The sequence below is a fragment of the Methylobacterium sp. J-068 genome, from assembly GCF_022829445.1.
Lineage (GTDB): Bacteria > Pseudomonadota > Alphaproteobacteria > Rhizobiales > Beijerinckiaceae > Methylobacterium.
Map to the genome: position 1 here is coordinate 47135 of NZ_JAKSXY010000081.1, position 25485 is coordinate 72619.

23 protein-coding genes and 2 pseudogenes are annotated in these 25485 nt (G+C 69.4%); 18 read left to right on the forward strand and 7 right to left on the reverse strand.

What is annotated here, in order from left to right:
- Positions 1 to 34: 34 nt before the first annotated feature.
- From MKK54_RS12475 to MKK54_RS12485, 3 genes are all read right to left on the reverse strand, one after another.
- The gene (locus MKK54_RS12475; RefSeq protein ID WP_244011278.1) at positions 35 to 487 is read right to left on the reverse strand and encodes a MarR family winged helix-turn-helix transcriptional regulator; all 453 of its coding nucleotides are present in this window, start codon (positions 485 to 487) and stop codon (positions 35 to 37) included.
- A complete protein-coding gene (locus tag MKK54_RS12480) occupies positions 475 to 792 on the reverse strand; it encodes a putative quinol monooxygenase (RefSeq protein ID WP_244011279.1) in 318 nt (105 codons plus the stop codon). Before MKK54_RS12480 ends, MKK54_RS12475 begins: the two co-directional genes overlap by 13 nt.
- A 147-nt stretch (positions 793 to 939) precedes the next feature.
- Complete coding sequence (locus MKK54_RS12485) at positions 940 to 1968, reverse strand: polyphosphate kinase 2 family protein (RefSeq protein WP_244011280.1); 1029 nt, start codon at positions 1966 to 1968, stop codon at positions 940 to 942.
- Positions 1969 to 2088: 120 nt separating this feature from the next.
- Here MKK54_RS12485 and MKK54_RS12490 point away from each other — a divergent pair, with 120 nt between their 5' ends.
- The 3 genes and pseudogenes from MKK54_RS12490 to MKK54_RS24745 form a co-directional block, all read left to right on the forward strand.
- On the forward strand, positions 2089 to 2676 hold the full coding sequence (locus MKK54_RS12490; RefSeq protein ID WP_244011281.1) for a histidine phosphatase family protein: 588 nt from the start codon (positions 2089 to 2091) through the stop codon (positions 2674 to 2676).
- A gap of 139 nt (positions 2677 to 2815) precedes the next feature.
- Positions 2816 to 4681: pseudogene (locus tag MKK54_RS24740) on the forward strand (amino acid adenylation domain-containing protein); the annotation flags it as partial.
- 117 nt (positions 4682 to 4798) lie between these two features.
- Positions 4799 to 6901 (forward strand): annotated as a pseudogene (locus tag MKK54_RS24745) (Pls/PosA family non-ribosomal peptide synthetase); the annotation flags it as partial.
- 316 nt (positions 6902 to 7217) lie between these two features.
- On the opposite strand, the gene MKK54_RS12500 reads toward MKK54_RS24745, so the two are convergent.
- Positions 7218 to 7877: an alpha/beta hydrolase gene (locus MKK54_RS12500; protein ID WP_244011283.1), complete on the reverse strand. Its 660-nt coding sequence runs from the start codon at positions 7875 to 7877 to the stop codon at positions 7218 to 7220.
- 325 nt (positions 7878 to 8202) lie between these two features.
- Here MKK54_RS12500 and MKK54_RS12505 point away from each other — a divergent pair, with 325 nt between their 5' ends.
- The 8 genes from MKK54_RS12505 (at position 8203) to MKK54_RS12540 (ending at position 16336) form a co-directional block, all read left to right on the forward strand.
- Positions 8203 to 9360, forward strand: a complete 1158-nt coding sequence (locus MKK54_RS12505; protein ID WP_244011284.1) for a cysteine desulfurase family protein — start codon at positions 8203 to 8205, stop codon at positions 9358 to 9360.
- A 67-nt stretch (positions 9361 to 9427) separates the two neighbouring features.
- A complete protein-coding gene (sufB, locus tag MKK54_RS12510) occupies positions 9428 to 10897 on the forward strand; it encodes a Fe-S cluster assembly protein SufB (RefSeq protein WP_238277876.1) in 1470 nt (489 codons plus the stop codon).
- Between the two features lie 193 nt (positions 10898 to 11090).
- Entirely contained in the window at positions 11091 to 11843 is a 753-nt protein-coding gene (gene sufC, locus MKK54_RS12515) for a Fe-S cluster assembly ATPase SufC (protein WP_091974976.1), read from the forward strand.
- Between the two features lie 2 nt (positions 11844 to 11845).
- On the forward strand, positions 11846 to 13168 hold the full coding sequence (sufD, locus tag MKK54_RS12520) for a Fe-S cluster assembly protein SufD (RefSeq protein ID WP_244011285.1): 1323 nt from the start codon (positions 11846 to 11848) through the stop codon (positions 13166 to 13168).
- Positions 13169 to 13332: 164 nt separating this feature from the next.
- Positions 13333 to 13788, forward strand: coding sequence for an endonuclease domain-containing protein (locus MKK54_RS12525; RefSeq protein ID WP_244011286.1), 456 nt, complete (start codon positions 13333 to 13335; stop codon positions 13786 to 13788).
- Positions 13785 to 15029, forward strand: coding sequence for a cysteine desulfurase (locus tag MKK54_RS12530; protein ID WP_244011287.1), 1245 nt, complete (start codon positions 13785 to 13787; stop codon positions 15027 to 15029). Before MKK54_RS12525 ends, MKK54_RS12530 begins: the two co-directional genes overlap by 4 nt.
- A gap of 54 nt (positions 15030 to 15083) precedes the next feature.
- A complete protein-coding gene (locus MKK54_RS12535) occupies positions 15084 to 15464 on the forward strand; it encodes an SUF system Fe-S cluster assembly protein (protein WP_238277884.1) in 381 nt (126 codons plus the stop codon).
- A gap of 494 nt (positions 15465 to 15958) precedes the next feature.
- On the forward strand, positions 15959 to 16336 hold the full coding sequence (locus tag MKK54_RS12540) for a HesB/IscA family protein (RefSeq protein ID WP_244011288.1): 378 nt from the start codon (positions 15959 to 15961) through the stop codon (positions 16334 to 16336).
- A gap of 60 nt (positions 16337 to 16396) precedes the next feature.
- On the opposite strand, the gene MKK54_RS12545 is transcribed toward MKK54_RS12540, so the two are convergent.
- Both MKK54_RS12545 and MKK54_RS12550 read right to left on the reverse strand, forming a co-directional pair.
- Entirely contained in the window at positions 16397 to 17455 is a 1059-nt protein-coding gene (locus MKK54_RS12545; RefSeq protein ID WP_244011289.1) for a GGDEF domain-containing protein, read from the reverse strand.
- A 106-nt stretch (positions 17456 to 17561) separates the two neighbouring features.
- Positions 17562 to 19181 carry a DEAD/DEAH box helicase gene (locus MKK54_RS12550; protein WP_244011290.1) on the reverse strand — a complete coding sequence of 540 codons (1620 nt, stop codon included), beginning with the start codon at positions 19179 to 19181 and terminating at the stop codon, positions 17562 to 17564.
- Between the two features lie 350 nt (positions 19182 to 19531).
- Here MKK54_RS12550 and MKK54_RS12555 point away from each other — a divergent pair, with 350 nt between their 5' ends.
- From MKK54_RS12555 to bchE, 6 genes are all read left to right on the forward strand, one after another.
- Positions 19532 to 19780: a hypothetical protein gene (locus tag MKK54_RS12555; protein WP_244011291.1), complete on the forward strand. Its 249-nt coding sequence runs from the start codon at positions 19532 to 19534 to the stop codon at positions 19778 to 19780.
- An 11-nt stretch (positions 19781 to 19791) separates the two neighbouring features.
- Positions 19792 to 20529 carry an aspartate/glutamate racemase family protein gene (locus MKK54_RS12560; protein WP_244011307.1) on the forward strand — a complete coding sequence of 246 codons (738 nt, stop codon included), beginning with the start codon at positions 19792 to 19794 and terminating at the stop codon, positions 20527 to 20529.
- 91 nt (positions 20530 to 20620) lie between these two features.
- Entirely contained in the window at positions 20621 to 21274 is a 654-nt protein-coding gene (locus tag MKK54_RS12565; RefSeq protein WP_244011292.1) for a hypothetical protein, read from the forward strand.
- A complete protein-coding gene (locus MKK54_RS12570) occupies positions 21261 to 21668 on the forward strand; it encodes a winged helix-turn-helix domain-containing protein (RefSeq protein ID WP_244011293.1) in 408 nt (135 codons plus the stop codon). The genes MKK54_RS12565 and MKK54_RS12570 overlap by 14 nt, the downstream gene beginning before the upstream one ends.
- An 82-nt stretch (positions 21669 to 21750) precedes the next feature.
- Positions 21751 to 22476, forward strand: coding sequence for a di-trans,poly-cis-decaprenylcistransferase (locus MKK54_RS12575; RefSeq protein ID WP_244011294.1), 726 nt, complete (start codon positions 21751 to 21753; stop codon positions 22474 to 22476).
- 44 nt (positions 22477 to 22520) lie between these two features.
- Entirely contained in the window at positions 22521 to 24047 is a 1527-nt protein-coding gene (bchE, locus tag MKK54_RS12580) for a magnesium-protoporphyrin IX monomethyl ester anaerobic oxidative cyclase (protein ID WP_244011295.1), read from the forward strand.
- Here the strand turns inward: bchE and MKK54_RS12585 are convergent.
- Positions 24037 to 24333 carry a hypothetical protein gene (locus tag MKK54_RS12585; RefSeq protein WP_244011296.1) on the reverse strand — a complete coding sequence of 99 codons (297 nt, stop codon included), beginning with the start codon at positions 24331 to 24333 and terminating at the stop codon, positions 24037 to 24039. The genes bchE and MKK54_RS12585 overlap by 11 nt on opposite strands.
- Positions 24334 to 24739: 406 nt before the next feature.
- Between MKK54_RS12585 and MKK54_RS12590 the strand changes: the two genes are divergently transcribed.
- Positions 24740 to 25485 (forward strand): outer membrane protein (locus MKK54_RS12590; RefSeq protein ID WP_244011297.1); only part of this gene is annotated, 746 nt, incomplete at its 3' end.

Sequence of the window (25485 nt, forward strand, 5' to 3'; positions counted from 1 at the left end):
AAGAGGCCTTCGACTCCATGCGTCGACGGCACGCTCACGCCGGCTGAACGTCCTCGCGTCCCATGAAATTGGCGATGATCGCGAAGTAACCGGGCAGGAGGCCGGCGAGAACGGCCTGCCCGGTCGGCGTCAACGTGATGCGCTTGGCCCGGCCATCCTCGGTAGCCGGAACGCTGCTGAGCAGGTCCGCTCGCATCAGCGCCTTGACCGTTTCCGTCACGACAGGTCGGGAGATGTCGAGCCGGTCGGCGATCTCGCTCGCCAGGAGGCCATTTCGCTCCGGCTCTCGATCGATCACGATCATGACGAGAAACCGGGTTTGCGAAAGCTTGTGAACGCTGAAGTACGCCTCCAACTCGCGCATCAGAAGGCTGGCGCGCCTCAAGAGCCTCAGCGCTTCGGTGACGGCCTGCGCGTTCATGCTCGGGTAGCGCTCGCCGTAGTTCTGGAGCATCCGCCGCGTGGGGAGTTCCTTCAGGAAGAACACGCGGTCGCCCCGCCGATCTCGCGCAGCTTCGTGATCTCGACCGGCTCGGACAGCCAGATGCGATACTGGTCGAACACAGCGCGCGTATAGGGCTGAGCATGATGTGCGGCGAGGGTGCCCTCGTCGTCCCAGACTTCGTAGAGATAGAGGCATCCCCCACCGCTCACCTCATCGTGCAGGATGAAGGTGCGGCAGCCCGGTTCGGAGCGTGTCGCGGACAAGATGTCCAGGACGGCATGGCGCGCGGCGGCAAGGTACTCGGGCTTGGGCGTGATACGGGCGAGGAGTGTCAACGGTTCGGACATGAGGGGACCAAAACTGATTAGGGTACTAATCGGTAGGTCGATTCGTCGGACGCGGCAAGACCGGCGGGGATGCAGGGTCGTTGATGCGGACACGGTGCGAAGCGGCTCGATGCCGCGACAAGGGGTCTCGAGCCGAGTGGCCTCGGGTCAATCCGGCACGGTCATCCCGGCGATGTCCGCCTTCGCCTCCGGAAAGCGCGGGTCCATCGCCTCCAGGGTGTCGGCGATGGTGCGGGCGACGAGGAGGTTGCGGTACCACTTCCGGTTGGCCGGCACCACGTGCCAGGGCGCCGGCGGGGTGGAGCATTCCGTGAGCGCATCCGCGAAGGCGGTCTGATAGGCGTCCCAGGACTTGCGTTCCACGAGGTCGGCCGGATCGAACTTCCAGTGCTTGTCCGGATCGGCGATCCGCGCCTCCAGGCGCTCCTTTTGCTCGTCCTTCGAGATGTGCAGGAAGAACTTCAGCACCGTGGTGCCGGAGGCGGTGAGCATCCGCTCGAAGTCGTTGATCTGGCCGTAGCGCGCCCGCCAGACGGGCTCGGGCACGAGGTCCTTCACCCGCACCACCAGCACGTCCTCGTAATGGCTGCGATTGAACACGTTGATCATGCCGCGCGCCGGCGCCTTGGCGTGGTAGCGCCACAGGAAATCATGGTCGCTCTCCTCCGCGCTCGGGACCTTGAAGGACCAGACCCGGCACCCCTGCGGGTTCACGCCCTCGAACACCGCCCGGATGGTGCCGTCCTTACCTCCGGTATCGATGGCCTGGAACACCACCAGCAGGCTGCGCGCATGCTCGGCATAGAGCCGCTCCTGCAGGGCCACGATCCGGGCGCGCTCGGCCCGCAGCGCCGCCTTCGCCGCCTCCTTGTCGAGCCCGCCATCGGCGTCGGCGTCGATCGCGCCGAGATCGCACCGGGTGCCGGGCCGCACCGTGACGATGCCCCGCGCGGCGGGCGCCAGGGCCGGACCGGGCGCCGCGACCGCGCTCCCGTCCCGGGTCTCCGCCTCGCGTGCCCAGACGGCGGAGGCGGGCGGCCGGTGAACGGCGCTTCCCGAATCGGCGTCCCGGTGCTTCCCGCTCTTCTTGCGGTGCGAAACATCACGCTGCGACGCGGAAGGGTCGGTTTCCGTGGGACGCTGGCCCCGGCGATGCTTGCCGTGATGCTTCGACATGACGAGACTCGGCGACTGGGTTGAGGGCAGGGTTGGGCCGCAGCCGGATCAGGGCCAGGATGTGCGTGCGAGAACGATTCCCAGGCTCGGCCGTTCCGGTGCGCGGCGGAGCGTGAGACCGTGAACCCGATCTACTTCATCCGCCACGGCCAGACCGACTGGAACGCCGAAGGCCGCCTCCAGGGACAGCGGGACGTCGACCTCAACGCCGAAGGCGTGCGCCAGGCCGGGGCGGTGGCCGCGCGACTCGCCGCCATCGCGGGTCCCGATCTGCCGACCCTGGACTTCGTCGCCAGCCCGCTCGCCCGGACCCGGCGCACGATGGAGACCCTGCGCGCCCGCCTCGACCTCCCACCGGAGGATTATCGCCGCGATCCGCGCCTGAAGGAGATCAGCTTCGGCGCCTGGGAGGGCTCGACCTGGGCCGAGATCCGGCGCTGGGACCCGGCCGGCGCCATCGCCCGCGACCGCGACCGCTGGGGCTATCGCCCGCCCGGCGGGACGGGAGAGAGCTACGCCATGCTGGTGGAGCGGGTGGAACCGGCGATCACCGAACTGATGCGGCCCGCCGTGATCGTCGCCCATGGCGGAGTCGCCCGGGCGATCCTGGTGATTCGCGGCCATCTCGGCATCCGGGACGCGCCGCGCATCGGCATCCGCCAGGGCAGCGTCCTCGTTCTCGACCGGGCCGGATGGCGCTGGGCCTGATCGACCGCTGCGCGTTCAACACCGGTTCAAGCCGGCGGGCCAAACGTGCTAGACGCGCCGTGATTTCGGCGCGATCCGGGCGCGTACCCGGCAAGAAGGACGGCTCTCGATCCATCGGGAACCGACAGCGGAGCATCGGATGAGCAGTCTCGCCGAGACGACCCGGACCCGGGCGGAAGCGCGCGGGCCGCAGGGGAGCGACTTTACGGCGCCCGGCGCGCGTGCGGTGCTGCGGGGCGCGGTTCGCCCCGACCTGATACGCGACGAGGTCCTGGGCGAGATCTTTCGCGAGAGCGCGCGGGCGCGCCCCGACCATCCCGCTCTCGTCGACGGCGCCGGCACCGGCCCCGACGGCGCGCACCCGGCCTTCACCTATGCCGAGGTCGAGGCGCGGGCGCGCGACATCGCGCGCGGCCTCGCGCATCGCGGCATCGGGCCCGGCGACGTGGTCGGCCTCTGGATGGCGCGCGGGACAGATCTCCTCATCACCCAGATCGGCATCACCCTGTCGGGTGCCGCGTGGCTGCCCTTCGACGCCGAGGCCCCCGCCGACCGCGTCGCGGTCTGCCTCGCCGACGCCGAGGCCAAGGTGCTCCTCGTCTCGCCCGACCTCGCGCCCCAGGCACCGGGCGGCACCCCCGCCCTGACCGTGGCGGCGCTGGACGCCGGAACCCCGGCCGAGGCGGCGATCCCCGACCCCCGGGCGTCCGGCCTCACGCCCGCCCACCCGGCCTACCTGATCTACACCTCGGGCTCGACCGGCGTGCCGAAGGGCATCGTCATCAGCCACGCCAACATCTGCCACTTCCTGCGCTCGGGGAACGCGCTCTACGGCATGCGCGCCGACGACGTGGTGTTCCAGGGCGCCTCGGTCGCCTTCGATCTCTCGATGGAGGAGATCTGGGTGCCCTACCTCGTGGGCGCGACGCTGTTCGTGGCCTCCCCGGCGATGATGGGCGATGTCGAGGCACTGCCCGGCATCCTGGCGCGGGCCGGCGTCACCGTCCTCGACACGGTGCCGACGCTGCTGGCGATGATCTCGCAGGACCTGCCCACCGTGCGCCTCGTGCTGCTCGGCGGCGAGGCCCTGCCCGAGCCTCTGGTCGCGCGCTGGGCGACGACCGCGCGAAAACTCTTCAACACCTACGGGCCGACCGAGGCCACGGTGGTGGCCACCGCCGCCGAGATGCGGCCGGGCGTGCCCGTGACGATCGGCGGGCCGATCCCGAACTATTCCGTCTATGTCGCCGGCGAGACCCTCGAACTCCTGGGCCCAGGCCAGCAGGGCGAACTCCTCATCGGCGGCCCGGGCGTGGCGAAGGGCTACCTCCAGCGCCCGGAACTGACCGCCGAAAAATTCATCGCCAACCCTTACGGCTCGGACGGGACGGACCCGGTGCTGTACCGCTCCGGCGACGCGGTCTCGCTCGATGCGGCCGGCAACATCCTGTTCCACGGCCGCATCGACGACCAGGTCAAGATCCGGGGCTTCCGGGTGGAGCTCGGCGAGATCGAGTCGCGCATCCAGGTGCTTCCCGGCATCAATCAGGCGGCGGTGGTGCTGCGCCAGGACGACGGGGTCGACCGCCTCGTGGCCTTCCTGGTGCCCGAGCGCGGCACCGAGATCGACAAGGCCGCCCTGCGGCACAGGCTGGCCGAGCAGATGCCCCCCTACATGGTACCGGGGCATTTCGAGGCCGTGGAGGTGCTGCCGCGCCTGACCTCGGGCAAGGTCGACCGCAAGGCCCTGCGCGTCGCCACCCTCACGGTGGCGGACGTCGCGGGCGAGCAGGAGCCCCCGCGCAACGAGACCGAGGCGGCGCTGCTGGCCGCCGCCAACCGCATCTTCGGCAACCAGGCGATTCCGCTCGAGGGGGACTTCTTCGCCGATCTCGGCGGCCACTCCCTGCTCGCCGCCCGCTTCGTCGGCGCGGTCCGCGAGGTGCCGGCACTCGCCGCCATCACCCTGCAGGACGTCTACGGCCGGCGCACCCTGCGGGCCATGGCCGACACCCTGATCGACCGCACCGGGGGGGCGGGCACCGAGATGGCGATCCGCGATCTCGGCTTCCCGGCGCCCTCCCTGCAGCGCCGGTTCCTCTGCGGCCTCGCGCAGGCCGCGGCCCTGCCCTTCGTCATCGCGCTCGCCACCGCGCAGTGGCTCGGCATCTTCGTGACCTACCTGCTGCTCACCGGCGGCGGGCTCGGGTTCTTCGGCGAACTCGCGGTGCTGCTCCTGGTCTATATCGGCATCAACGCCGTGACGGCCTCGATCGCGGTGGCGGCCAAGTGGCTGATCCTCGGGCAGACCAGGCCCGGGCGCTACCCGCTCTGGGGCGTCTACTACTTCCGCTGGTGGCTGACGCAGCGCCTGACGCCGCTGGTCCACATCAAGTGGCTCCAGGGCTCGCCCGCCATCGTGTTCTACCTGCGCCTGCTCGGCGCCGACATCGGCCGGGACGCGCTGATCTCCGACGTGGAGGTCGGCGCGCCCGACCTGCTCAGCGTCGGCGCGGGCGCCTCGCTGGGCGGGCGCCTCGTCATCGCCAACGCGGAGGTGGTGGGCGACGCGCTGATCATCGGCCGCGTCGCCATCGGGACGGACGTCGCCATCGGCGCCTCCTGCGTCATCGGCCCCGACACGATCATCGGCGACCATGCCGAGATCTCGGACCTCACCACCGTTCCCACCGGCACGCGGGTCGGCGCGGCCGAGATCTGGGACGGTTCGCCGGGCCGCAAGATCGGCATGGCCGACCCCGCCGCCCTGCCCGAGCCGGCCACGGCCTCGCCCCGGCGCCGCTTCGCCTTCGCGGCGCTCTACACCTTCCTGCTGGCGGCGATCCCCGCCATCGGCCTGCTGCCGATCTTCCCGGCCTTCTACATCTTCGACCAGCTCAACGACTCGCTCGGCGACATCACCGACATCGACTACCACTGGTACCTGCCGCTGCTGACCTGGCCCACCGCCATGCTGATGACGGCGGGCACCGTCCTCCTCATCGCGGGCATCCGCTGGCTGGTGCTGCCCCGCGTCTCGTCGGGGACGCACTCGATCTACAGCGGCTTCTACCTGCGCAAATGGGCGGTGGCGTTGGCGGCCGAGGTGACGCTGGAGACGCTCTCGTCGCTCTTCGCCACCGTCTACATGCGGGCCTGGTACCGCCTGATGGGCGCCCGGATGGGGCAGGGGGCCGAGATCTCCACCAATCTCGGCGGGCGCTACGATCTGGCCGATATCGGGGCGCGCAACTTCGTGGCCGACGAGGTGGTATTCGGCGAGGAGGAGATCCGGCGCGGCTGGATGACGATGCACGAGGTCCATACCGGCCCGCGCGTCTTCGTCGGCAACGACGCGGTGGTGCCGCCGGGCGCCGTGATCCCCGAGGACGTGCTCATCGGCATCAAGTCGAAGCCGCCCGCCAACGACCTCATGAGCCCGGGCGACACCTGGTTCGGCTCGCCGCCGATCAAGCTGCCCGCGCGCCAGCGGGTCGATCTCGGCTCGAACACGCAGACCTACGAGCCGGGCATCGGCCCCAAGCTCCGGCGCGGCATCTTCGAGGCGTTCTCGACCTCGTTCTCGCCGATGCTGTTCATCACCCTCGCGATCACGGCCATCGACTGGTACTTCTACCCCGCCATCCTGGCGGAGGACTGGACCGGGCTGGCCGTGACCTTCGTGGCGGTCAGCGTCGCCATCGCCTTCATCCAGTCCTTCACCGTCATCGCGGTGAAGTGGCTGCTGATGGGCGTCTACAAGCCCGGCATGCAGCCGATGTGGTCCTGGTGGGCGATGCGCACCGAGGCCGTCGCGGTGCTGTACTGGGGTCTGGCCGGCAAGGTCCTGCTGGAGCACCTCGTCGGCACGCCGTTCCTGCCCTGGATGCTGCGGCTCCTCGGCGTGAAGGTGGGGCAGGGGGTGTGCATGCTCACCACCGACATCACCGAGTTCGATTGCGTGACGATCGGCGACTACGCCACCATCAACCGCACCTCCGCCCTGCAGACGCACCTCTACGAGGACCGCATCATGAAGGTCGGCCGCGTCGAGGTCGGCCGGGGCGTCTCGGTGGGCGCGTTCTCGACGGTGCTCTACGACACCAAGGTCGGCGACTACGCCCGCCTGCGCCCGCTCACCATCGTGATGAAGGGCGAATCGATCCCGGCCCATTCGGAGTGGGAGGGCGCGCCGGCGGTGCCGGTGGTTCATGTGAAGGCGTGAGAGCGGACGCTGGACCGGCGGCCGATTTCGATCCGCCGCGAAGCGTCATGCCCGTGCGCGACGTAGCCCTGTGAGCGGTTGGCTTCTCGACACGAACATCCTCCGAGTTGCGCAGGCCGAAGCCGAGCGACGCGTGGTGGATTTTGTGGCCGGCCAGCCTCTCGCCCACCTCAGTGTCAGCACCGCGACTCGGAAGACCCGCGTACCATTGTTGCTCCCCCCTGGACCGACGCGTCGCCTCAAGCAGCGCGCGCCTCATCCGCGATCGGGGCGGCCCCGGAGGAAAGCTCCCGCTGATCCGCGCCGGGACGGCGTCTCAGGCCTTCGCCTCGTCTTTCGGTCCGAGGCGCTTGTCGAGGTAGGTGTCGACCGTCTGGGTCAGTTCGTCGACCTTCCCGTCGAAGAAGTGGTTGGCGCCCTCCACCATCTGGTGCTCGATGATGACGCCCTTCTGGGTCTTCACCTTCTCGATCACCGGCATGACCTCGCGGGCCGGGGCGACCCGGTCCTCGGAGCCGTGCACGAACAGGCCCGACGACGGGCAGGGCGCCAGGAAGGTGAAGTCGTAGCGGTTGGCCATCGCGGCGATCGAGATGAAGCCCTCGATCTCGGGACGGCGCATCAGCAGCTGCATGCCGATCCAGGAGCCGAACGAGACGCCGGCGATCCAGCAGGCACGGGCCTCCGGGTTGACCGCCTGCACCCAGTCGAGGGCCGAGGCCGCGTCGGAGAGCTCCCCGGTGCCGTGGTCGAACGCGCCCTGGCTGCGGCCGACCCCGCGGAAATTGAAGCGCAGGGCCGCGAAGCCGCGATTGGCGAAGGTGTAGAAAAGATTGTACACGATTTGATTGTTCATCGTGCCCCCGAACTGGGGGTGCGGATGCAGCACGATCGCGATCGGGGCGCCCTTCTTCTTGGGAGCCTGATAGCGCCCCTCGAGACGTCCGGCCGGACCGGTGAAGATGACTTCGGGCATGGAACCAACACTCCTGGGCGACGGGTCCGCCGGGACCCGGCACGGTGGATCGCTCCAACATCGGGAAGACGCGCGTCCGACGCCTGGGCAAAGCCGCGAGGCGTGCCTTGACTCGTCCGGCGACGAACTTAAAAGCGCTCTTAGAATAATTCTAGCGAACTGGAATCATTCTAAACAACGCCGGTCGAGCCAGCTTCGGATCGGCGCGTTCCCCGCACGATGGGCAACCGGAACACGTATCGTGACGGCGCCTTAGCATGATCGTGGGGGGCAAAAGCAAGGATTTGTCGCTTCCGCACTTGACGCCGCCAGTGGTTTTTTCCGCATGATTTCGCCGCGCGCCTATCTCGACCACAATGCGACCTCGCCGGTGCGGCCCGAGGTTGCGGCCGCCGTGGCGAATGCGCTCGGCCTGGGCAATCCGTCCTCGGTCCACGCGGAAGGCCGAGCGGCCCGCGCCGCGCTGGAAGCGGCGCGCGAGGCGGTGGCGCGCCGGGTCGGCGCGGGTTCGGGCCGGGTGATCTTCACGAGCGGGGGGACCGAGGCGGCGAACGCGGTCTTGTCCGGCGCCCTGACACGGACGGGCCAGCCGGCCCCGACGCGTCTGCTGATCGGCGCCACCGAGCATCCCTGCGTGTCGGCGGGTCACCGCTTTCCGGCGGAGGCGGTGGACGTGATCCCGGTCGATGCCGGCGGCGTGCTCGACCTCGCGGCACTCGCCGACCGGCTCGACCGCCACGCCGGAGAGAGCCTGCTGATCTCCGTCCATGCGGCCAACAACGAGACCGGGGTGATCCAGCCGCTCTCCGCCATCGTGGCGCTGGCCCGCGCCCATGGCCGGGCCCTGGTGCATTCCGATGCCGTGCAGGCGGTCGGCAGGATCCCGTTCAATCTCTCGGGCCTGGGTCTCGATGCCCTGACCCTGTCGGGTCACAAGTTCGGCGCGCCCAAGGGCGTCGGCGCTCTGGTGCTCGCCGAAGGCGTGACCCTTCACGCGGCCTTCCTGCGCGGCGGGGGCCAGGAGGGGCGCCTGCGCGGCGGCACCGAGAACCTGCCCGGCATCGTCGGGCTCGGCGTCGCGGCGGATCTGGCGGATGCGTCCGACGCGGATCGCCTGACGCGCCTGCGCGACGGGCTCGCGGTGGCCCTGCGCGCCTGCGCGCCCGATCTGGTGGTCTTCGGCGCGGGCGCGCCGCGCCTGCCGAACACCCTATCCTTCGCGGTGCCGGGGCTGGACGCCCCGACGGCCCTGATGGCGCTGGATCTCGCCGGCATCGCGGCCTCCTCCGGTTCGGCCTGCGCCTCCGGCAAGGTCGCGCGCTCGCCCGTGCTGGCGGCCATGGGCGTCGGCCCTGCGCTGGCCGCAGGGGCGCTGCGCGTGAGTTTCGGGTGGAACAGCACCGAAAGCGACGCAACGCGGTGTCTCGCCGCCTGCGAACGCCTGGTGGCGACCCTATATCGACGGCAAGGGCGCGCGGCGTGAGCGCCGTTTTCCCAAGCCATCTCACCAACACCCGGTCCTTGACGCCGGGCATGTCAGGAGACGTGTAATGCCTGCAGTGCAGGAAACCATCGACCGGGTCCGTTCGATCGACCTCGACCAGTACAAGTACGGGTTCGAGACCACCATCGAGATGGAGAAGTCCGAGAAGGGCATCTCCGAGGACGTGATCCGCTTCATCTCGGCCAAGAAGGACGAGCCCGAGTGGATGCTCGCCTGGCGCCTCGACGCCTACAAGCGCTGGCAGACCATGCAGGAGCCCGACTGGGCCCGCGTGTCCTACGACAAGGTGGATTACAAGGACATCTACTACTACGCGGCGCCGAAGCGCCCGGCGGCGATGTCGCTGGACGAGATCGATCCCGAGATCCTGAAGACGTACGAAAAACTCGGCATTCCCCTGCGCGAGGTCGAGGTGCTGGAGGGCATCGCCCCCGAGCGCCGGGTCGCCGTCGACGCGGTGTTCGATTCCGTGTCCGTCGCCACCACCTTCAAGGCCGAGCTGTCCAAGGCCGGCGTGATCTTCATGCCGATCTCCGAGGCCATCCGCGAGTACCCGGACCTCGTGAAGAAGTACCTCGGCTCCGTCGTGCCCGTGACCGACAACTTCTTCGCGACGCTCAACTCGGCGGTCTTCTCCGACGGCTCGTTCGTCTACATCCCGCCGGGCGTGCGCTGCCCGATGGAGCTGTCGACCTATTTCCGCATCAACGAGCGCGACACCGGCCAGTTCGAGCGCACGCTGATCATCGCCGACAAGGGCTCCTACGTCTCGTATCTCGAGGGCTGCACTGCCCCGAAGCGCGACGACAACCAGCTCCACGCCGCCGTGGTCGAACTCGTCGCCCTGGATGACGCCGAGATCAAGTACTCGACGGTCCAGAACTGGTACCCGGGCGACAACGATGGCAAGGGCGGCATCTACAACTTCGTGACGAAGCGCGGCGATTGCCGGGGCGCCAACTCGAAGATCTCGTGGACGCAGGTGGAGACCGGCTCGGCCATCACCTGGAAGTACCCGTCCTGCATCCTGCGCGGCGACAATTCCCGGGGCGAGTTCTACTCCATCGCCGTGTCGAACGGCATGCAGCAGGTCGATTCCGGCACCAAGATGATCCATCTCGGCAAGAACACGACGAGCCGGATCATCTCGAAGGGTATCTCGGCCGGGCGTTCGCAGAACACCTACCGGGGTCTCGTCTCGGCGCACCGCAAGGCCACGGGCGCGCGCAACTTCACCAACTGCGACTCGCTCCTCATCGGCGACCAGTGCGGCGCGCACACGGTGCCGTATATCGAGTCGAAGAACTCCTCAGCGCAGTTCGAGCACGAGGCCACCACCTCGAAAATCTCCGAGGACCAGATGTTCTACTGCCAGCAGCGCGGCCTCTCCAACGAGGAGGCGACCGCGCTCATCGTCAACGGCTTCGTCCGCGACGTGCTGCAGCAGCTGCCGATGGAGTTCGCCGTCGAGGCCCAGAAGCTGATCTCGATCAGCCTCGAGGGTTCGGTGGGCTAAAGGCGGCCCCATCAAATCCAGCGCACACTCCCCCTCTCCCCTTTGCGGGAGAGGGTGGCCCGCGGAGCGGGTCGGGTGAGGGGAGCGCGCTATCCGGAGAAGTCGCCCCTCTCCCGCCTGCTCCGCAGGCACCCTCCCCCGCAGAGGGGGGAGGGTCGCGACCCGATGCCTTAAGATTCAGGACTACGCTACAATGATCGAAATCAAGAACCTCACCGTCGCCATCGAGGACAAGCAGATCCTCAACGGCCTCAACCTCACGGTGAACGACGGCGAGGTCGCGGCCATCATGGGGCCGAACGGCTCGGGCAAGTCGACCCTGTCCTACGTCATCGCCGGCAAGGAGGACTACGAGGTCCTCGACGGCGAGATCCTGCTGGACGGCGTCAACATCCTCGAGATGAGCCCCGACGAGCGCGCGGCCTCCGGCGTGTTCCTGGCCTTCCAGTATCCCCTGGAGATCCCGGGCGTGGGCACCATGACCTTCCTCAAGGCGACGCTGAACGCCCAGCGCCGGGCGCGTGGCGAGGGCGAACTCTCGACGCCGGACTTCATCCGCAAGGTGAATGGCGCGGCGGAGAAGCTCGAGATCAACAAGGAGATGCTCAAGCGCGCCCTCAATGTCGGGTTCTCCGGCGGTGAGAAGAAGCGCATGGAGATCCTGCAGATGGCACTCCTGGAGCCGAAGTTCTGCGTGCTGGACGAAACCGATTCCGGCCTCGACATCGATGCCCTGCGCATCGTCTCCGGCGGCGTGAACGCGCTTCGCGCCCAAGGCCGCTCGTTCCTCGTCATCACCCACTACCAGCGCCTGCTCGACTACATCGTGCCGGACGTGGTCCACGTCATGTCGCAGGGCCAGATCGTGAAGTCGGGCGACAAGGACCTCGCCAAGGCCCTGGAAGCCTCGGGCTACGCCGAGTACCGCACGGGCGAGGCCGCCTGACCATGGCCGACATCACCCCGCTCCGCACGGCGGCCGAGACTGGCCTGTCGAAGCTCTTCGAAGCCACGAAGATGAAGTATCCCACGGGCGTGTCCATCGCCCGTGAGGAGGCGTTCCGCTACTTCGAGGCGGTGGGCTTGCCCACCCGCCGCGTCGAGGCGTTCAAGTACACCGATCTGCGCTCGGCGTTCCGCGATGCGGCGCATCCGGCCGAGATGCCGCAGCCTGAGACCGCCAAGGCGGCCGTCGCGGGGGCCAAGGGCTTTGCCGGGATCGAGGCCGCGCGCCTCACCTTCGTCAACGGCCATCTCATCGAGACGGAATCCGACCTCACCCGCATTCCGGCCGGCATCACCGTGACGCCGCTCACCGAAGCGCTCACCGACGGCCATGCCCTCCTCGACCGGCTCACCCCCGTGAAGCAGGCCGCCGAGAACGCGATCTACCAGCTCAACACCGCCTTCCTGGCGGACGGCGTGCTCATCTCCGTCGCGGCCGGCGCCAAGGTCGAGATGCCCCTGCATCTGCGCTTCGTCGGCACCAGGACGGACGCCTATTCCACGGCGACCCGCGTCCTCGTCGTGCTGGAGGAGGGTTCTGAGGCCCTCGTGCTGGAGAGCCACGAGGGGCCGGACGGCATCGCCTATCAGCCCAACGATGCCGTGGACGTGGTGGTGGGCGATCACGCCACCTTCCGGCATGCCCGCCTCAACGCCGAAGGCCGCGAGGCCGTGGCGCTCTCGACGCTCTCTGTGAAGCTCGGCGCCGAGTCGGCGGTGGAGACCGTCAACGTGGTGGTGGGCGCCGTGCTCTCCCGCCATCAGGTCTACCTCAACTTCGCCGGGGCCGACGCCCGGGCCGTGGTCAACGGTGCGGCCATGCTCAATGGCCGGCAACTCGCCGACACCACGTTCCTCGCCGACCACGCCGCCACGGGCGGGGTGAGCCGCGAGCTGTTCAAGACCGTGGTGGACGGGGCCGCCACGGGCGTGTTCCAGGGCAAGATCATCGTCCAGCAGGCGGCCCAGCAGACCGACGGCAAGATGATGTCGGCCTGCCTCATCCTGTCCGACGAGGGGCAGATGATGAACAAGCCCGAACTCGAGATCTTTGCCGACGACGTCGCCTGCGGCCACGGCGCCACCTGCGGCGCGCTCGACGAGGATCTGCTGTTCTACCTGATGCAGCGCGGGTTGCCGAAGGCCCAGGCCGAGAGCCTGCTGGTCCAGGCCTTCCTCGGGGCCGCCATCGAGTCGGTCAGCCACGAGGGTGCCCGCGAGGCGCTGATCGGCACCATCGAGGCTTGGCTCGCGGCACGAGGTTAAAAACCCTCCCCCCTCTGCGGGGGAGGGTGGTCGCGGAGCGGCCGGGAGAGGGGAGCGACCTCTCAGGATAACGCGCTCCCCTCATCCGACCCGCTGACGCGGGCCACCTTCTCCCGCAGAGGGGAGAAGGGTTGCGGCCTGGATTTGGGAAGGGGGATGCCAGCATGGATCAGCCGCCCAAGTTGAACGACGTTTCGCCCCGCCTTCGTACGTTTGCACGTGAGCAGCGTCGCTTGGTGACGAGAGCGGAGGCCCTGTTCTGGGAGCAAGTCAGAGGCGGTCGCTGCAATAGACACAAGTTCAGGCGACAGGTTCCGATCGCACCCTACATCGTGGATTTCCTGTGTCCGTCGGCAAGGCTCATCGTTGAATTGGATGGAGAGCCCCATGAGACGGAAGAACGCAAAATTCGAGATGCGAAACGCGATGCGTGGCTCACCGCGCAGGGCTTCCAAATCCTCCGTTTCCCCAATGACTGCGTCCTCGACAATCTCCCCGCCGTCATGAGCCAAGTCGAGCAAGCAATCGACGGGCGGCGCTGCCCCTCTCCCGCCTCGCTTCGCGAGGCACCCTCCCCCGCAGAGGGGGGAGGGTTGGACACAAAACAGGTCCACGCATGAACGCACCCGTCCTGAACACCCCCTACGACGTCGAGGCGATCCGGGCCGAGTTCCCGATCCTCGCCCAGAAGGTCTACGGCAAGCCCCTGGTCTATCTCGACAACGCGGCCTCGACGCAGAAGCCCCGCGCGGTGATCGACGCGATGGTGAACTGCATGGAGACGGGCTACGCCAACGTCCATCGCGGGCTGCACTTCATGGCGAACGCCGCCACGGAAGGGTTCGAGGGCGCGCGCGAGACCACGCGGCAGTTCCTCAACGCCGAGTCCACCGACGAGATCATCTTCACCCGCAACGCGACAGAGGCCTACAACCTCGTGGCCTCGTCGATGGGCTGGGCCGGGATGATCGGGGAGGGGGACGAGATCATCCTCTCGATCATGGAGCACCATTCCAACATCGTGCCCTGGCACTTTTTGCGGGAACGGCGCGGTGCGGTGATCAAGTGGGCACCTGTCGACGACGCGGGCAACTTCCTCGTCGAGGAATACGAAAAGCTGTTCACGCCGCGCACGAAGATGGTGGCGATCACCCACATGTCGAACGTGCTCGGCACGGTGACGCCGGCCGCCGAGATCGTCCGGATCGCCCATGCCCACGGCGTGCCGGTGCTCCTCGACGGCGCGCAGAGCGCGGTCCATGCGCCCATCGACGTGAAGGCGCTCGATTGCGACTTCTTCGTCTTCACCGGCCACAAGGTCTACGGACCCACCGGCATCGGCGTCCTCTACGGCAAGAAGGAATGGCTGGAGCGCCTGCCCCCCTACCAGGGCGGCGGCGAGATGATCCGCACGGTCAGCCAGGACGCGATCACCTACAACGACCCGCCGCACCGCTTCGAGGCCGGCACGCCGGCGATCATCGAGGCGGTGGGCCTCGGCGCCGCCCTGGAATTCATGATGGGCGTCGGCCGCGAGCGGATCGCCGCGCACGAGGCCGCGCTCCTCGCCTACGCGCAGGAGCGCCTCGGCGCGATGAATTCCGTGCGCCTCATCGGCACCGCCGCGGGCAAGGGCGGGGTCATCGCCTTCGAGATGAAGGGCGCGCACGCGCACGACATCGCCACGGTGATCGACCGCTACGGCGTCGCGATCCGGGCCGGCACCCACTGCGCGATGCCGCTGCTCACGCGCTTCGGCGCGACGTCCACCTGTCGCGCCTCCTTCGGCCTGTATAATACGACGCAGGAGGTGGACGTCCTCGCCGAGGCCCTGGCCAAGGCCGAGATGATGTTCGCCTGACGCATTCCGCCGGCGGCGCGGCGGTCGCGGCCGATCCGAGACGAGGACACACCCATGAGCGACGCAGCCATCACGGGCGGGGCCAACACCCCCACCATCGCGAGCGACTCGGCGATCCCGCCGGAGGAACTCGACCGCCTGACCGACGACATCGTGGTCGCGCTGAAGAGCGTCTACGATCCGGAGATTCCCGCCGACATCTACGAACTCGGCCTGATCTACAAGGTCGACATCGCCGACGACCGCAAGGTCGCCATCGACATGACCCTGACCGCGCCGGGCTGCCCCGTGGCCGGCGAGATGCCGGGCTGGGTCGAGACGGCGGTGGCCGCCGTGCCGGGCGTGCAATCCTGCGCCGTCACCATGGTGTTCGACCCGCCGTGGGACCAGAGCCGCATGTCCGACGAAGCGCGCGTCGCCCTCGACATGTGGTAGCGGCGCGCGCGGTCCGGCTCAGTCGGCCGGGCCTTCGCTCGCCAGATCCCGGCGGGCCGGTAGAGCAGGGCCTGCGGCTTCAGCGTCTCCGCCAGGAAGATGCAGGCCGGGGCCGGGGGCGCCTGTACGCTTCGACCTTCCGGGTCTGATCGATCCTCGTGGTGGAAGGCGAGGCGATCTCGACTCTCACGTCAGGTCGGCGCAGGCCCCGGATGCTGGGGCGGATCGCGGTGTCGGCCGTGGGGGGGAGGGCGGGTTTTTCCGCGCAACCGCGTGCCCGGGCTGACGATGAGATGCACCGTCGCCCGATCCTGCCGCCTGCCGGAGCCCACCGCATCCGCCCTGGTCGCGGCTCCTCCGCATCGACACGCTATCAGATCGCGACCTCCCATGCGCTTCGCATGGATGGACCCGCGCCCGCGCAATCCTTATCTTAACCGGGTTCAATCACCCTCACCCGCCCGGGCCTTGAACCCGGCTGTCGGAGAGACATCATGGCATCGAAGTTCAAGGTCCTGTCGCTGACCGACGCCGCGGCGACGCGCATCAAGGCGATCATCGCGGATGCGGACCGTCCGATCGCGGGCCTGCGGGTCGGCGTGAAGAATGGCGGCTGCGCCGGCATGTCCTACACCATGGAATACGCCGAGGCGCAGAAGCCCGGCGAGGACAAGGTCGAGGATCGCGGCGTCACCGTCTTCGTCGATCCGAAGGCGCTGCTGTTCCTGCTCGGCACGCAGATGGACTTCCAGACCAGCAAGCTGTCGTCCCAGTTCGTGTTCAACAACCCGAACCAGACCTCGGCCTGCGGCTGCGGCGAGTCCGTGGCGATCACGCCGGTGAACCCCGAGGCCGTCCACGCGGGTGCGTAACTCTCTCCGAGGGGAGACGTCTAAAACCGGACGACGCGTCGCGGCGGGCGCGGCGGCGGATCAGGCCACGTCCGAGAGATCCGGCGTCGTCTCGGTATCCGAGACCGTGCGGTTGCGCCCGTCGCGCTTGGCCTTGAACATGCACTGATCGGCCCGTTCCAGGAGCGAGACGGCGGTGTCGCCGGGCCGCGCCATCGCGAGCCCGAGCGAGATCGTGATCTTGCCGAGCGACTCGCCGGTGGAGCGTTTCACGAGTTCCCGACCCATGACGCTGGTCCGCACCATCTCGGCGATGGCATGGGCGGCCTGCCGGGTGGTGGCGGGCAGCAGCATGGCGAATTCCTCGCCGCCGAAGCGCGCGAGGATGGCGCGGCTCTTGATCTGCTCGCGCATGACCACGGCGACGAGGCGCAGGACCTGATCCCCGGTGATGTGCCCGTAGACGTCGTTGAAGCGCTTGAACGAATCGACGTCGATCACGATCAGGCAGGCCGGCTCGACCTCGGAGGCGCCCTGCACCAGCTTGCTCAGGCTGTCCTCGAAATGCTTGCGGTTCGACAGGCCCGTGAGCGGGTCGGTCAGGCTCTCCAGCCGCGTCGCCTCAAGGGTTTCGCGCAAGGCCTCGATCTCGTTGCGGCTCTCGCGCATCCGCGCCTCGAGGGTGCGGTTGTTGGCCGTGACCTCGCGCGTGGTCGCCACCAGGGCGGCGACCATCTTGTGCACGCTGGCCGGGCTCGGCGTAGTCCCATCGAGGTCGCGCGCCAGCGCGCCCAGGGATTCGCCGTACTGGGCGGTGGAACCGAGCGACAGGTCCAGAACCTCCATCACGCTGGTGATCTCCGACAGGACATTCGTGCTGGCGTGCTCGGTGGCCGCCGAGAGCCGGGTCGGGTCGAGATAGCTCTGGTAGAGGGTATCGATATCGCCGTCGGTCAGGCGCCCGGACGCGGCCGTGATCCGCTTCAGGGCGTCGTTCAGGTGCGGCTGCGTACCGGAGACGTAGGCGTACCAGACGGCGTAGGAGCGCGGCGTCGCCGACGACCCATAATCGCGCATCAGGGCATTGGCGCGCTCGGCGAGCGCGAAGCTCCGATCCCGATCGCCATGACTGCCGTCCATCGTCCGCCCAACCGTCCGGTTCTTCCGGGATCGGTCTCCGAACGGAGCGTTCCCGCGCTCGCGTAAGCTACGCGAGCGATCGTGGAGATGCGGTTAAGGCCCCCGCTCACTTCTCGGGCTTGATCACCGCCGGACGCAGGAGGAAGGCCGGGACGTGGGAGCCGAGACCGATCGGCGTCTCACCCTCGTCCTCGTCGCCGCGGCGACGGGGCGGACGACGCTCGTCCCGGGGCCGCTCGCGCTCGGCCGCGCGCTCGGGACGAGGCGCCCTCTGAGGCGCCGGAACCGTCGCGGGAGCCGCCTCGTGCCCGGCCGACTCCGACGCAGTCGAGGCGCCGCGCTCCGCGTTGCCGCGCCGCGCCTGGGACTTGCCGCGCGAGGAATTGTCCCCCGCGGCCTTGCCGCCACGGGCCTCCTGACGCCCCTCGCGCTTCGGGGAACGGCCTTCCGCCGTGCCATCGGACCTCGCGGCCCCGGACCTGGCTTCCTCGGACCAGCCACCCGCGCCGCCACGGATGCGGCGGCCGCTGCCGGCCTTGCCGCGATAGCGGGTCCGCGTGGACTCGCGCTCCTCGGAAGGCTCGGATTCCGGCACCGAGGCGAGATCGCCCTCCGCCCAGGGGATCGGCTGGCCGATCAGCGCCTCGATGGCGTGGAGCGAGCGCTCGTCGGCCCGGCTCACCAGGGTGAAGGCGTGGCCCGCGCGGCCCGCCCGCCCGGTGCGGCCGATGCGGTGGACGTAATCTTCCGGGTGATGCGGCACGTCGAAGTTGAAGACGTGGCTCACCGCCGGGATATCGAGGCCGCGCGCCGCCACGTCGCTCGCCACCAGCAGGGGCACCTCGCCGGAACGGAAACCGTCCAGCGCGATGGTGCGGGCGCGCTGGTCCATGTCGCCATGGAGGGCCGCGACGTTGAAGCCGTGGCTCGCCAGCGACTTCTGCAGCAGGGCGACGTCGCGCTTGCGGTTGCAGAAGATGATGCCGTTGTTGAGTTCGGCCTCGCCTCGGATGAGCCGGCGCAGGAGATCGCGCTTCTCGTGGCCCTCCGACGGCGTCGCCACCAGCTTCTGCACGATGGTTGCGGCCGTGGAGGCGGGGCGCGCCACCTCGATCCGCTGCGGCGTGTGCAAGAACATGTCGGCCAAGCGCTCGATCTCGGGCGGCATGGTCGCGGAGAAGAACAGGGTCTGGCGGGTGAAGGGCACCATCTTCACGATGCGCTCGATATCGGGGATGAACCCCATGTCGAGCATGCGGTCGGCCTCGTCGATGACGAGGAGTTCGACGCCCGTGAGAAGCAGCTTGCCGCGCTCGAAATGGTCGAGCAGCCGGCCCGGCGTCGCGATCAGCACGTCGGTGCCCCGCATCAGCTTGGCATCCTGCTCCGCGAAGGAGACGCCGCCGATGATCAGGGCCACGTTGAGCTTGTGGTTGATGCCGTAGCGATCGAAATTCTCGACCACCTGGGCGGCGAGCTCGCGCGTCGGCTCCAGGATCAGCGTGCGGGGCATGCGGGCGCGGGCGCGGCCGTTCTCCAGCAGCGTCAGCATCGGCAGCGTGAAGGCCGCCGTCTTGCCGGTGCCCGTCTGGGCGATGCCGAGCACGTCGCGGCGCGCCAGCACGTGGGGGATGGCCTGAGCCTGGATCGGCGTCGGCTCGGAATAGCCGGCCGCCGTGACGGCCTGAAGGACCTTGTCGCTCAATCCGAGGTCGGCAAAAGACATATTCTATGAGAACCGTTGCGCGCGGGAATGGACCAACCGGCGCGGAGTGCATCGACACGGCGACGGCTGGAGGAGGGGCGGCTTCGACACACGACCCGCCGCGCACACGCGTTGCGGGGACACTTAGAGCCCCGTGCCGGCTTGTCAATCGAGCCGGTGGCGCGCCGGGGATTTATCCACCCCGCGCGGCGGTCGGGCCCTGGCTTCGCGGCCCAAGGCCAAGCTCTCCTAGGTTCCTCGAACCCCAGAGGCTCTCGCCCAAGCTTTCAGCCGAGTTCTTGCCATCGCCACGCCCCGTACAGCACATTCCACCACACCACGAGCGTCGCTGCGGCGAAGGGGTTTGTCCGATGTCACACGGCATATCGACGATCCAGGAAGCGACCGCGGGCGGCGCCGTCCCCGACCCGCATCCGTGCGTGACGATCGAGCCCGGCTACGACGACCGCCTCATCAACGAGGACTCGGCCCTCGTGCCGGTCCTGTGCGCCGTGGTCCCGGCCCTCTCGAGTCTCGCCAACTTCTCGTGGTTCATCGGCGTCGCCCTCGGTTTTGCGAGCTACGTCGCCCTCATGCGTCGCGCGCGCGCGGTGTCGTGAGCGGCGATCCCGTGCGCATCCTCCTCATCAACCCGAACACCACGCCCGCCGTCACCGACCTCGTGGCGGACCATGTCCGGGGCCTCGTCGGCGGGGCGGCCGAGATCGTGGCCGTGACCGGGCGCTTCGGCGCCCGCTACATCGCGAGCCGGGCGGCCTCGGCCATCGCCGGGCACGCCGCCCTCGATGCCCTCGCCGAACACGTCGCGGGGGCCGATGCCGTCTACCTCGCCTGCTTCGGCGATCCGGGCCTCGCCGCCCTGCGCGAGGTCTCGCCGGTGCCGGTGGTGGGCATGGCCGAGGCCGCGTGCCGGGCCGCCTGTGCCGAGGGCCGGCGCTTCGCCATCGTCACCGGAGGCGCCCTGTGGGGGCCGATGCTGACGGAGTTCGTGGCGACCCTCGGCCTCGCCGACCGCTTGAGCGGCGTGCGTACCGTCGCGCCGACGGGAGGCGAGATCGCCGCCGACCCCGAGGCGGCGCTGGGGCTTCTCGCGGCGGCCTGCACCGCCTGCGCCGAGGCGGACGGCGCGGAAGCCGTGATCCTCGGCGGCGCGGCCCTCGCCGGCCTCGCCGCGCGGATCCAGCCCCGCGTTCCGGTGCCGGTCCTGTGCTCGGTGGAAGCCGGCACCCGTGCCGTGCTCGCGGCCGCCGGGGCGCGTGCCGGAGGAGGCGGCCCGCGCGGCACGGCGCCCACCCTCGCGAGCGTTGGCCTGTCCCCGGCCCTCGCGGCCCTGCTCGCAGGCACCTGACCACGCCACTTTGCAATGCAAAAAAACCTCTTGCATCCGCTTTGCGGCTCAAGATACTTTGCATCATAGAGTTCATGTGGGGGAGGGCGGCTTGGGCGATCTGGACAGGACCTCCGGTCCGAACAGGGCCTCCGATCTCAACCGAGCCCTGGCCGACATCGTCGCGATCCGCTCGCAACTGGTGCGCGGCACGGCGTTCAGCGGCTACGGGCCGGCGGCCTTCGCCGCCACCGCCGGGCTCGCCCTCGCCACCGCCCTGAGTCAGACGCTCCTCCTCGACGACCCGGATGCCCGGCCGCTGGTCTTCTTCGGCGCCTGGATCGCCACGGCCGTCGTGGCGCTCGGCCTGATCGGCGCGGAGATGCGGGCCCGCGCCCGGCGCCAGACGGGCGGCCTCGGCGACGGGATGATCCACGATGCCGTCGAGCAGTTCCTGCCGGCGGGAGCCGCCGGGGCGCTGCTGGCCCTGGTGCTGGCGCGGGTCTCGCCCGAGAACCTGTGGCTGCTGCCCGGCCTTTGGCAGGTGCTGGTCAGCCTCGGAATCTTCGCCGGCGTCCGGGTCATGCCGCGCGGGGTCGCCCTGGTGGGCGCCTGGTACCTCGTCGCCGGCCTCGCGGTGCTGGTGATGACGGGGGAGAGCCGCTCTCTCTCGCCCTGGGCGATGGGGGTGCCCTTCGCCATCGGCCAGGGCCTGATGACCCTGGTGATCCGCGCCGCCTCGGAGACCGACCATGCCCAAAGGTGAGACGCGCGAGGCGGAAGCCGCGCCCTTCGCCTATGACGGGCTCGACCGGGTGATCCACGAGAAGGCCCGCCTCGGCCTCCTGACTTCGCTGATCGCCCATCCGAAGGGGCTCGCCTTCGCCGACCTGAAGCAGCTCTGCGGCCTCACCGACGGCAATCTGAGCCGCCACCTCCAAGTGCTGCAGGAGGCAGGACTCGTCGAGATCCGCAAGGGCTACGACGGCAACCGGCCCCAGACCACCTGCGGCCTCACGCCGGCCGGGCGCCGGCGCTTCCTCGACTATCTCGCGGTGCTGGAACGGGTGGTGCGCGACGCGGCCGGGGCGGCCGAGGATGCGCGGGAGATCGCGGAAGGCCTCGGCCAAGTGCAACAGCATAGAGCTCAGTCGGCATAGCGTTCAGCCGGCGTAACGCCGACACGATTCCCACACCCCACGACACCCGAGAACCGTCCTTCGCTCGCCAGGGAACTCTACAATGCAAAGCGCTTTGCAATCCGGTCTGCATGTCGGCATCATCATGGACGGCAACGGCCGCTGGGCGACGGCGCGCGGCCTACCGCGGGTCTTCGGCCACAGGGCCGGGGTGGCGGCGACCCGGCGGGTCGTGGAGGCGGCGCCGGCCCAGGGCATCGGCACGCTGACGCTCTACGCCTTCTCCAGCGACAACTGGCGCCGGCCGCAGGACGAGGTGGGCGCGCTGATGGGCCTCCTGCGGCGCTACCTGCGCGAGGAGGCGGAGCGCCTCGCCGGGGCGGGGGTGCGCCTCGACGTGATCGGCCGGCGCGACCGCCTGCCCGAGGGCGTCGCCGAGGCCATCGGGCAGGCGGAGGCCATGACGGCGGCGGGCACCGTCCTGCACCTGCGCATCGCGATCGACTATTCCGCCCGTGCGGCGATCCTGGCGGCGGCCGCCGCGCTGGCGGGCCACGGCGCGCCGGCGGATGCCGGCGCCCCCTCGGCCGCCGCGTTCGGCCACCTGGTCAGCGGTGGCCCCGTCCCCGACGTCGACCTCGTCATCCGCACCAGCGGCGAGCAGCGCCTCTCGGACTTCCTGCTCTGGGAAAGCGCTTATGCGGAGTTGCACTTCACGCAAGCGCACTGGCCGGATTTCGACGCGGACGCCCTCGCCGCCGCGCTCCGCGCCTTCGCCGGCCGGGAACGCCGCTTCGGCGGCCTCGCCAGGCCCGCCAGGGCCGCCTGAGACGGCCCGATCCCTCCCGTTCCCGACCTTCGAGGAGAGCCAGCATGCGGATCCTGCTCGTCAACGTGCCCCATCCCGCCATCGGCAGTCGGATCCCGGACGATCATCTGCCGCCCCTCGGCCTGCTCGCGGTGGGCGGCCCGCTCATCGACGACGGTCACACCGTCCGCCTCATCGACGGCGAGTTCGGACCTGCGGCGACCGGGGACCTCGCCGCCGAGGCGGTGGCCTGGCATCCGGACGCGGTGCTGTTCGGGCATTCGGGCTCGACCTCGGGCCATCCGGTCATCGCGGAGGTGGCGGCCGCGATCGCCATCGCCTTGCCGGGGACGCCCGTCGTCTATGGTGGCGTGTTCCCTACCTATCACTGGCGCGAGATCCTGCGCGAGGAGCCTCATGTCACGGCCATCGTGCGCGGGGAGGGCGAGGAGACGGCCCGCCGCCTGATGGCGGCCCTGGCGGCAGGGACGTCCCTCGACGCCGTGCCGGGCATCGCCTTCCGGGACGAGGCGGGTCCTTGGGCCACGCCGGACGCGGCGGTGATCCGCGACATCGACGCCTACCGGGTCGGCTGGGAACTCATCGACCATGCCCGATACAGCTATTGGGGCGGCCTGCAGGCCGTGGTGGTGCAGTTCTCGCGCGGCTGCCCGCACCTCTGCAACTATTGCGGCCAGCGCGGATTCTGGACCCGCTGGCGCCATCGCGATCCGATCCGCTTCGCCTGGGAACTCGCGCGCCTTCACCGCGAGCACGGCGTGCGGGTGATCAACTTCGCCGACGAGAATCCCACGGTGTCACGGAAAGCGTGGCGGATCTTCCTGGAGGCCCTGATCGCCGAGGAGGTCGACCTGATCCTGGTGGGCTCCACCCGCGCCGACGACATCGTGCGCGACGCCGACATCCTCCACCTCTACAAGCGGGCAGGCTGGGCGCGCTTCCTGCTCGGGCTCGAGAGCACGGTCGAGGCCACGCTCGCGCGCATCCGCAAGGGCGCGACGACGACCACCGACCGCGAGGCGATCCGCCTCCTGCGCCGGCACGGCATCCTCTCGATGGCGACCTGGGTGGTGGGCTTCGAGGAGGAGACCGACCGTGACTACTGGCGCGGCCTGCGCCAGCTCCTGTCCTACGATCCCGACCAGATCCAGATGCTCTACGTGACGCCCCACCGCTGGACGCCGTACTTTCGGCTGGCCGCGGGGCGCCGGGTGATCCAGACCGACCGGCGGCGCTGGGACTACAAGCACCAGGTGCTGGCGACCCGGCACATGCCGCCCTGGCGCGTGCTGCTATGGTTCAAGTTCATCGAACTCGCCGTCCAGGGCCGGCCGAGGGCGCTGGCCCGGGTCCTCCTTCACCCCGATCAGGGTCTGCGCCACGCCATGCGCTGGTACACCCGCATGGGCCGGCGGGTCTGGTCGCACGAGATCCTCGGCTTCCTGCGCGATCCGCTGGTGCAGGACGGCCCGAGCGTCGCCGCCTTCTGGGGGCAGCCGCAGGAGGCGGAGGAGGAATCGATGCGGGCGATGCGCGCCGAGCGCCCGGTCGAGACCTGCCTCAGCGTCTGAGGCCGGCCGCCGTGCAGGGGTCGAGGGTGGTGCGGGCGGCCGCCTCGCCGATGGAACCCGTGGTCTCCGGATCGAGCTGCCCCGCGCGTGCCTCGCGCTGGCGCAGGCTCGCGGGCTCCACGACGCGCGAGAGGTACTGCGTCGCGCCGAGAGCGACGAGGCCGACCGCCAGGCACAGCTTGATAGTCCAGGGCAGCAGGGTGGAAGGCCGCCGGGGCGCGGGCACCTCCTCGTCAAGGGCGTCGCCGTCACGGGGCGTCTCGATGAAGCGGCTGGGAGGGAGCATGGCAGGCGCGATCGGTCGGTGCGGCGGCCCGGGAGGGACGACCCGGAATCGATCTTCCGCCATCAGGGTTAAGGACGCCTTGTCGCGCCCGCCCGGACGCGGGCTGCATTAAAACGTAACGGTACCCGCGTTCGCCGCAGGATTTTTCCAAGTTCCGAGGCGGGGAGAAAAGAGCAAGCGAGGTCTTGAATTCGCTCACCGCTGCACAAGGCTGAAATCCCCCGATGATCACGCAAATGTGCGTCAAGGCACCGACGAGCGCGCATTGGGGTGAACTCCAGCTAACCTTTACCCTTCCTTGACTTCTGAGGCGGTAACAGATGGCCTTGTTGCAGGAAAGCGACAGACCTCGCGGCGGCCAGGGACTACAAGCGCGCCGGCTCTCGCCAACCAGGACCAGGTAAAAATGAAAAGACTGATTCTCGCCTCCACCGCGCTCGCCGGTCTGACCGCTGTCGCTTCGGCCGCCGATCTTCCGCGCCGCGCAGCCCCGCCGGTGTTCGTGCCGGTGCCGGTGTTCACCTGGACCGGCTTCTACGCCGGTTTCAACGCCGGTTACGGCTTCGGCACGGGCAACGACAACAAGGGCCCGACCACCATCGTCGCCAACTCCCCGATCTTCCTCGGTACGGCGGCCAGCCCGCTGGTCGGCGGTCGCGGCGCCGGCGCCTTCGGCGGCCGTGACTCGAACGAAGGCTTCGTCGGCGGTGGCCAGATCGGCTACAACTACCAGTTCACCCCGGGCTCCGGCTTCGTGGTCGGCGTCGAGGCCGACGCCCAGTACGCCGATTTCGGCCGTAGCCGGAACCGCTACTCCAACATCGTCGGCGTGCTGAACCCCGACCTGACCGCCGTCAACCCGAACGGCCTGTCGGGCCTCGACTACTTCGGCACCGTGCGCGGCCGCCTCGGCTACGCCTTCGACCGCACCCTCGTGTACGGCACCGGCGGCTTCGCCTATGGCGGCGGCGGCGGCTCCGATTTCGGCCTGCCCAACAGCAGCCGCAACGACTTCCGCACCGGCTGGACCGCCGGCGGCGGCATCGAGTACGCCCTGCCCACCGACTCGTTCCTGAACTTCTTCAAGTCCTCGGCCGTGACGCTGAAGGTCGAAGGCCTGTACGTGAACCTCGACCGCGACAACGCCAACAA

What these genes read in the sequence shown, in the direction of transcription:
- MKK54_RS12480 (WP_244011279.1), bottom strand. Translation starts at nt 792, where the DNA reads ATGTCCGAACCGTTGACACTCCTCGCCCGTATCACGCCCAAGCCCGAG.
- MKK54_RS12485 (WP_244011280.1), bottom strand. Translation starts at nt 1,968, where the DNA reads ATGTCGAAGCATCACGGCAAGCATCGCCGGGGCCAGCGTCCCACGGAA.
- MKK54_RS12500 (WP_244011283.1), bottom strand. Translation starts at nt 7,877, where the DNA reads ATGCCCGAAGTCATCTTCACCGGTCCGGCCGGACGTCTCGAGGGGCGC.
- MKK54_RS12505 (WP_244011284.1), top strand. Translation starts at nt 8,203, where the DNA reads ATGATTTCGCCGCGCGCCTATCTCGACCACAATGCGACCTCGCCGGTG.
- sufB (WP_238277876.1), top strand. Translation starts at nt 9,428, where the DNA reads ATGCCTGCAGTGCAGGAAACCATCGACCGGGTCCGTTCGATCGACCTC.
- sufC (WP_091974976.1), top strand. Translation starts at nt 11,091, where the DNA reads ATGATCGAAATCAAGAACCTCACCGTCGCCATCGAGGACAAGCAGATC.
- sufD (WP_244011285.1), top strand. Translation starts at nt 11,846, where the DNA reads ATGGCCGACATCACCCCGCTCCGCACGGCGGCCGAGACTGGCCTGTCG.
- MKK54_RS12525 (WP_244011286.1), top strand. Translation starts at nt 13,333, where the DNA reads ATGGATCAGCCGCCCAAGTTGAACGACGTTTCGCCCCGCCTTCGTACG.
- MKK54_RS12530 (WP_244011287.1), top strand. Translation starts at nt 13,785, where the DNA reads ATGAACGCACCCGTCCTGAACACCCCCTACGACGTCGAGGCGATCCGG.
- MKK54_RS12535 (WP_238277884.1), top strand. Translation starts at nt 15,084, where the DNA reads ATGAGCGACGCAGCCATCACGGGCGGGGCCAACACCCCCACCATCGCG.
- MKK54_RS12540 (WP_244011288.1), top strand. Translation starts at nt 15,959, where the DNA reads ATGGCATCGAAGTTCAAGGTCCTGTCGCTGACCGACGCCGCGGCGACG.
- MKK54_RS12545 (WP_244011289.1), bottom strand. Translation starts at nt 17,455, where the DNA reads ATGGACGGCAGTCATGGCGATCGGGATCGGAGCTTCGCGCTCGCCGAG.
- MKK54_RS12550 (WP_244011290.1), bottom strand. Translation starts at nt 19,181, where the DNA reads ATGTCTTTTGCCGACCTCGGATTGAGCGACAAGGTCCTTCAGGCCGTC.
- MKK54_RS12555 (WP_244011291.1), top strand. Translation starts at nt 19,532, where the DNA reads ATGTCACACGGCATATCGACGATCCAGGAAGCGACCGCGGGCGGCGCC.
- MKK54_RS12570 (WP_244011293.1), top strand. Translation starts at nt 21,261, where the DNA reads ATGCCCAAAGGTGAGACGCGCGAGGCGGAAGCCGCGCCCTTCGCCTAT.
- MKK54_RS12575 (WP_244011294.1), top strand. Translation starts at nt 21,751, where the DNA reads ATGCAAAGCGCTTTGCAATCCGGTCTGCATGTCGGCATCATCATGGAC.
- bchE (WP_244011295.1), top strand. Translation starts at nt 22,521, where the DNA reads ATGCGGATCCTGCTCGTCAACGTGCCCCATCCCGCCATCGGCAGTCGG.
- MKK54_RS12585 (WP_244011296.1), bottom strand. Translation starts at nt 24,333, where the DNA reads ATGCTCCCTCCCAGCCGCTTCATCGAGACGCCCCGTGACGGCGACGCC.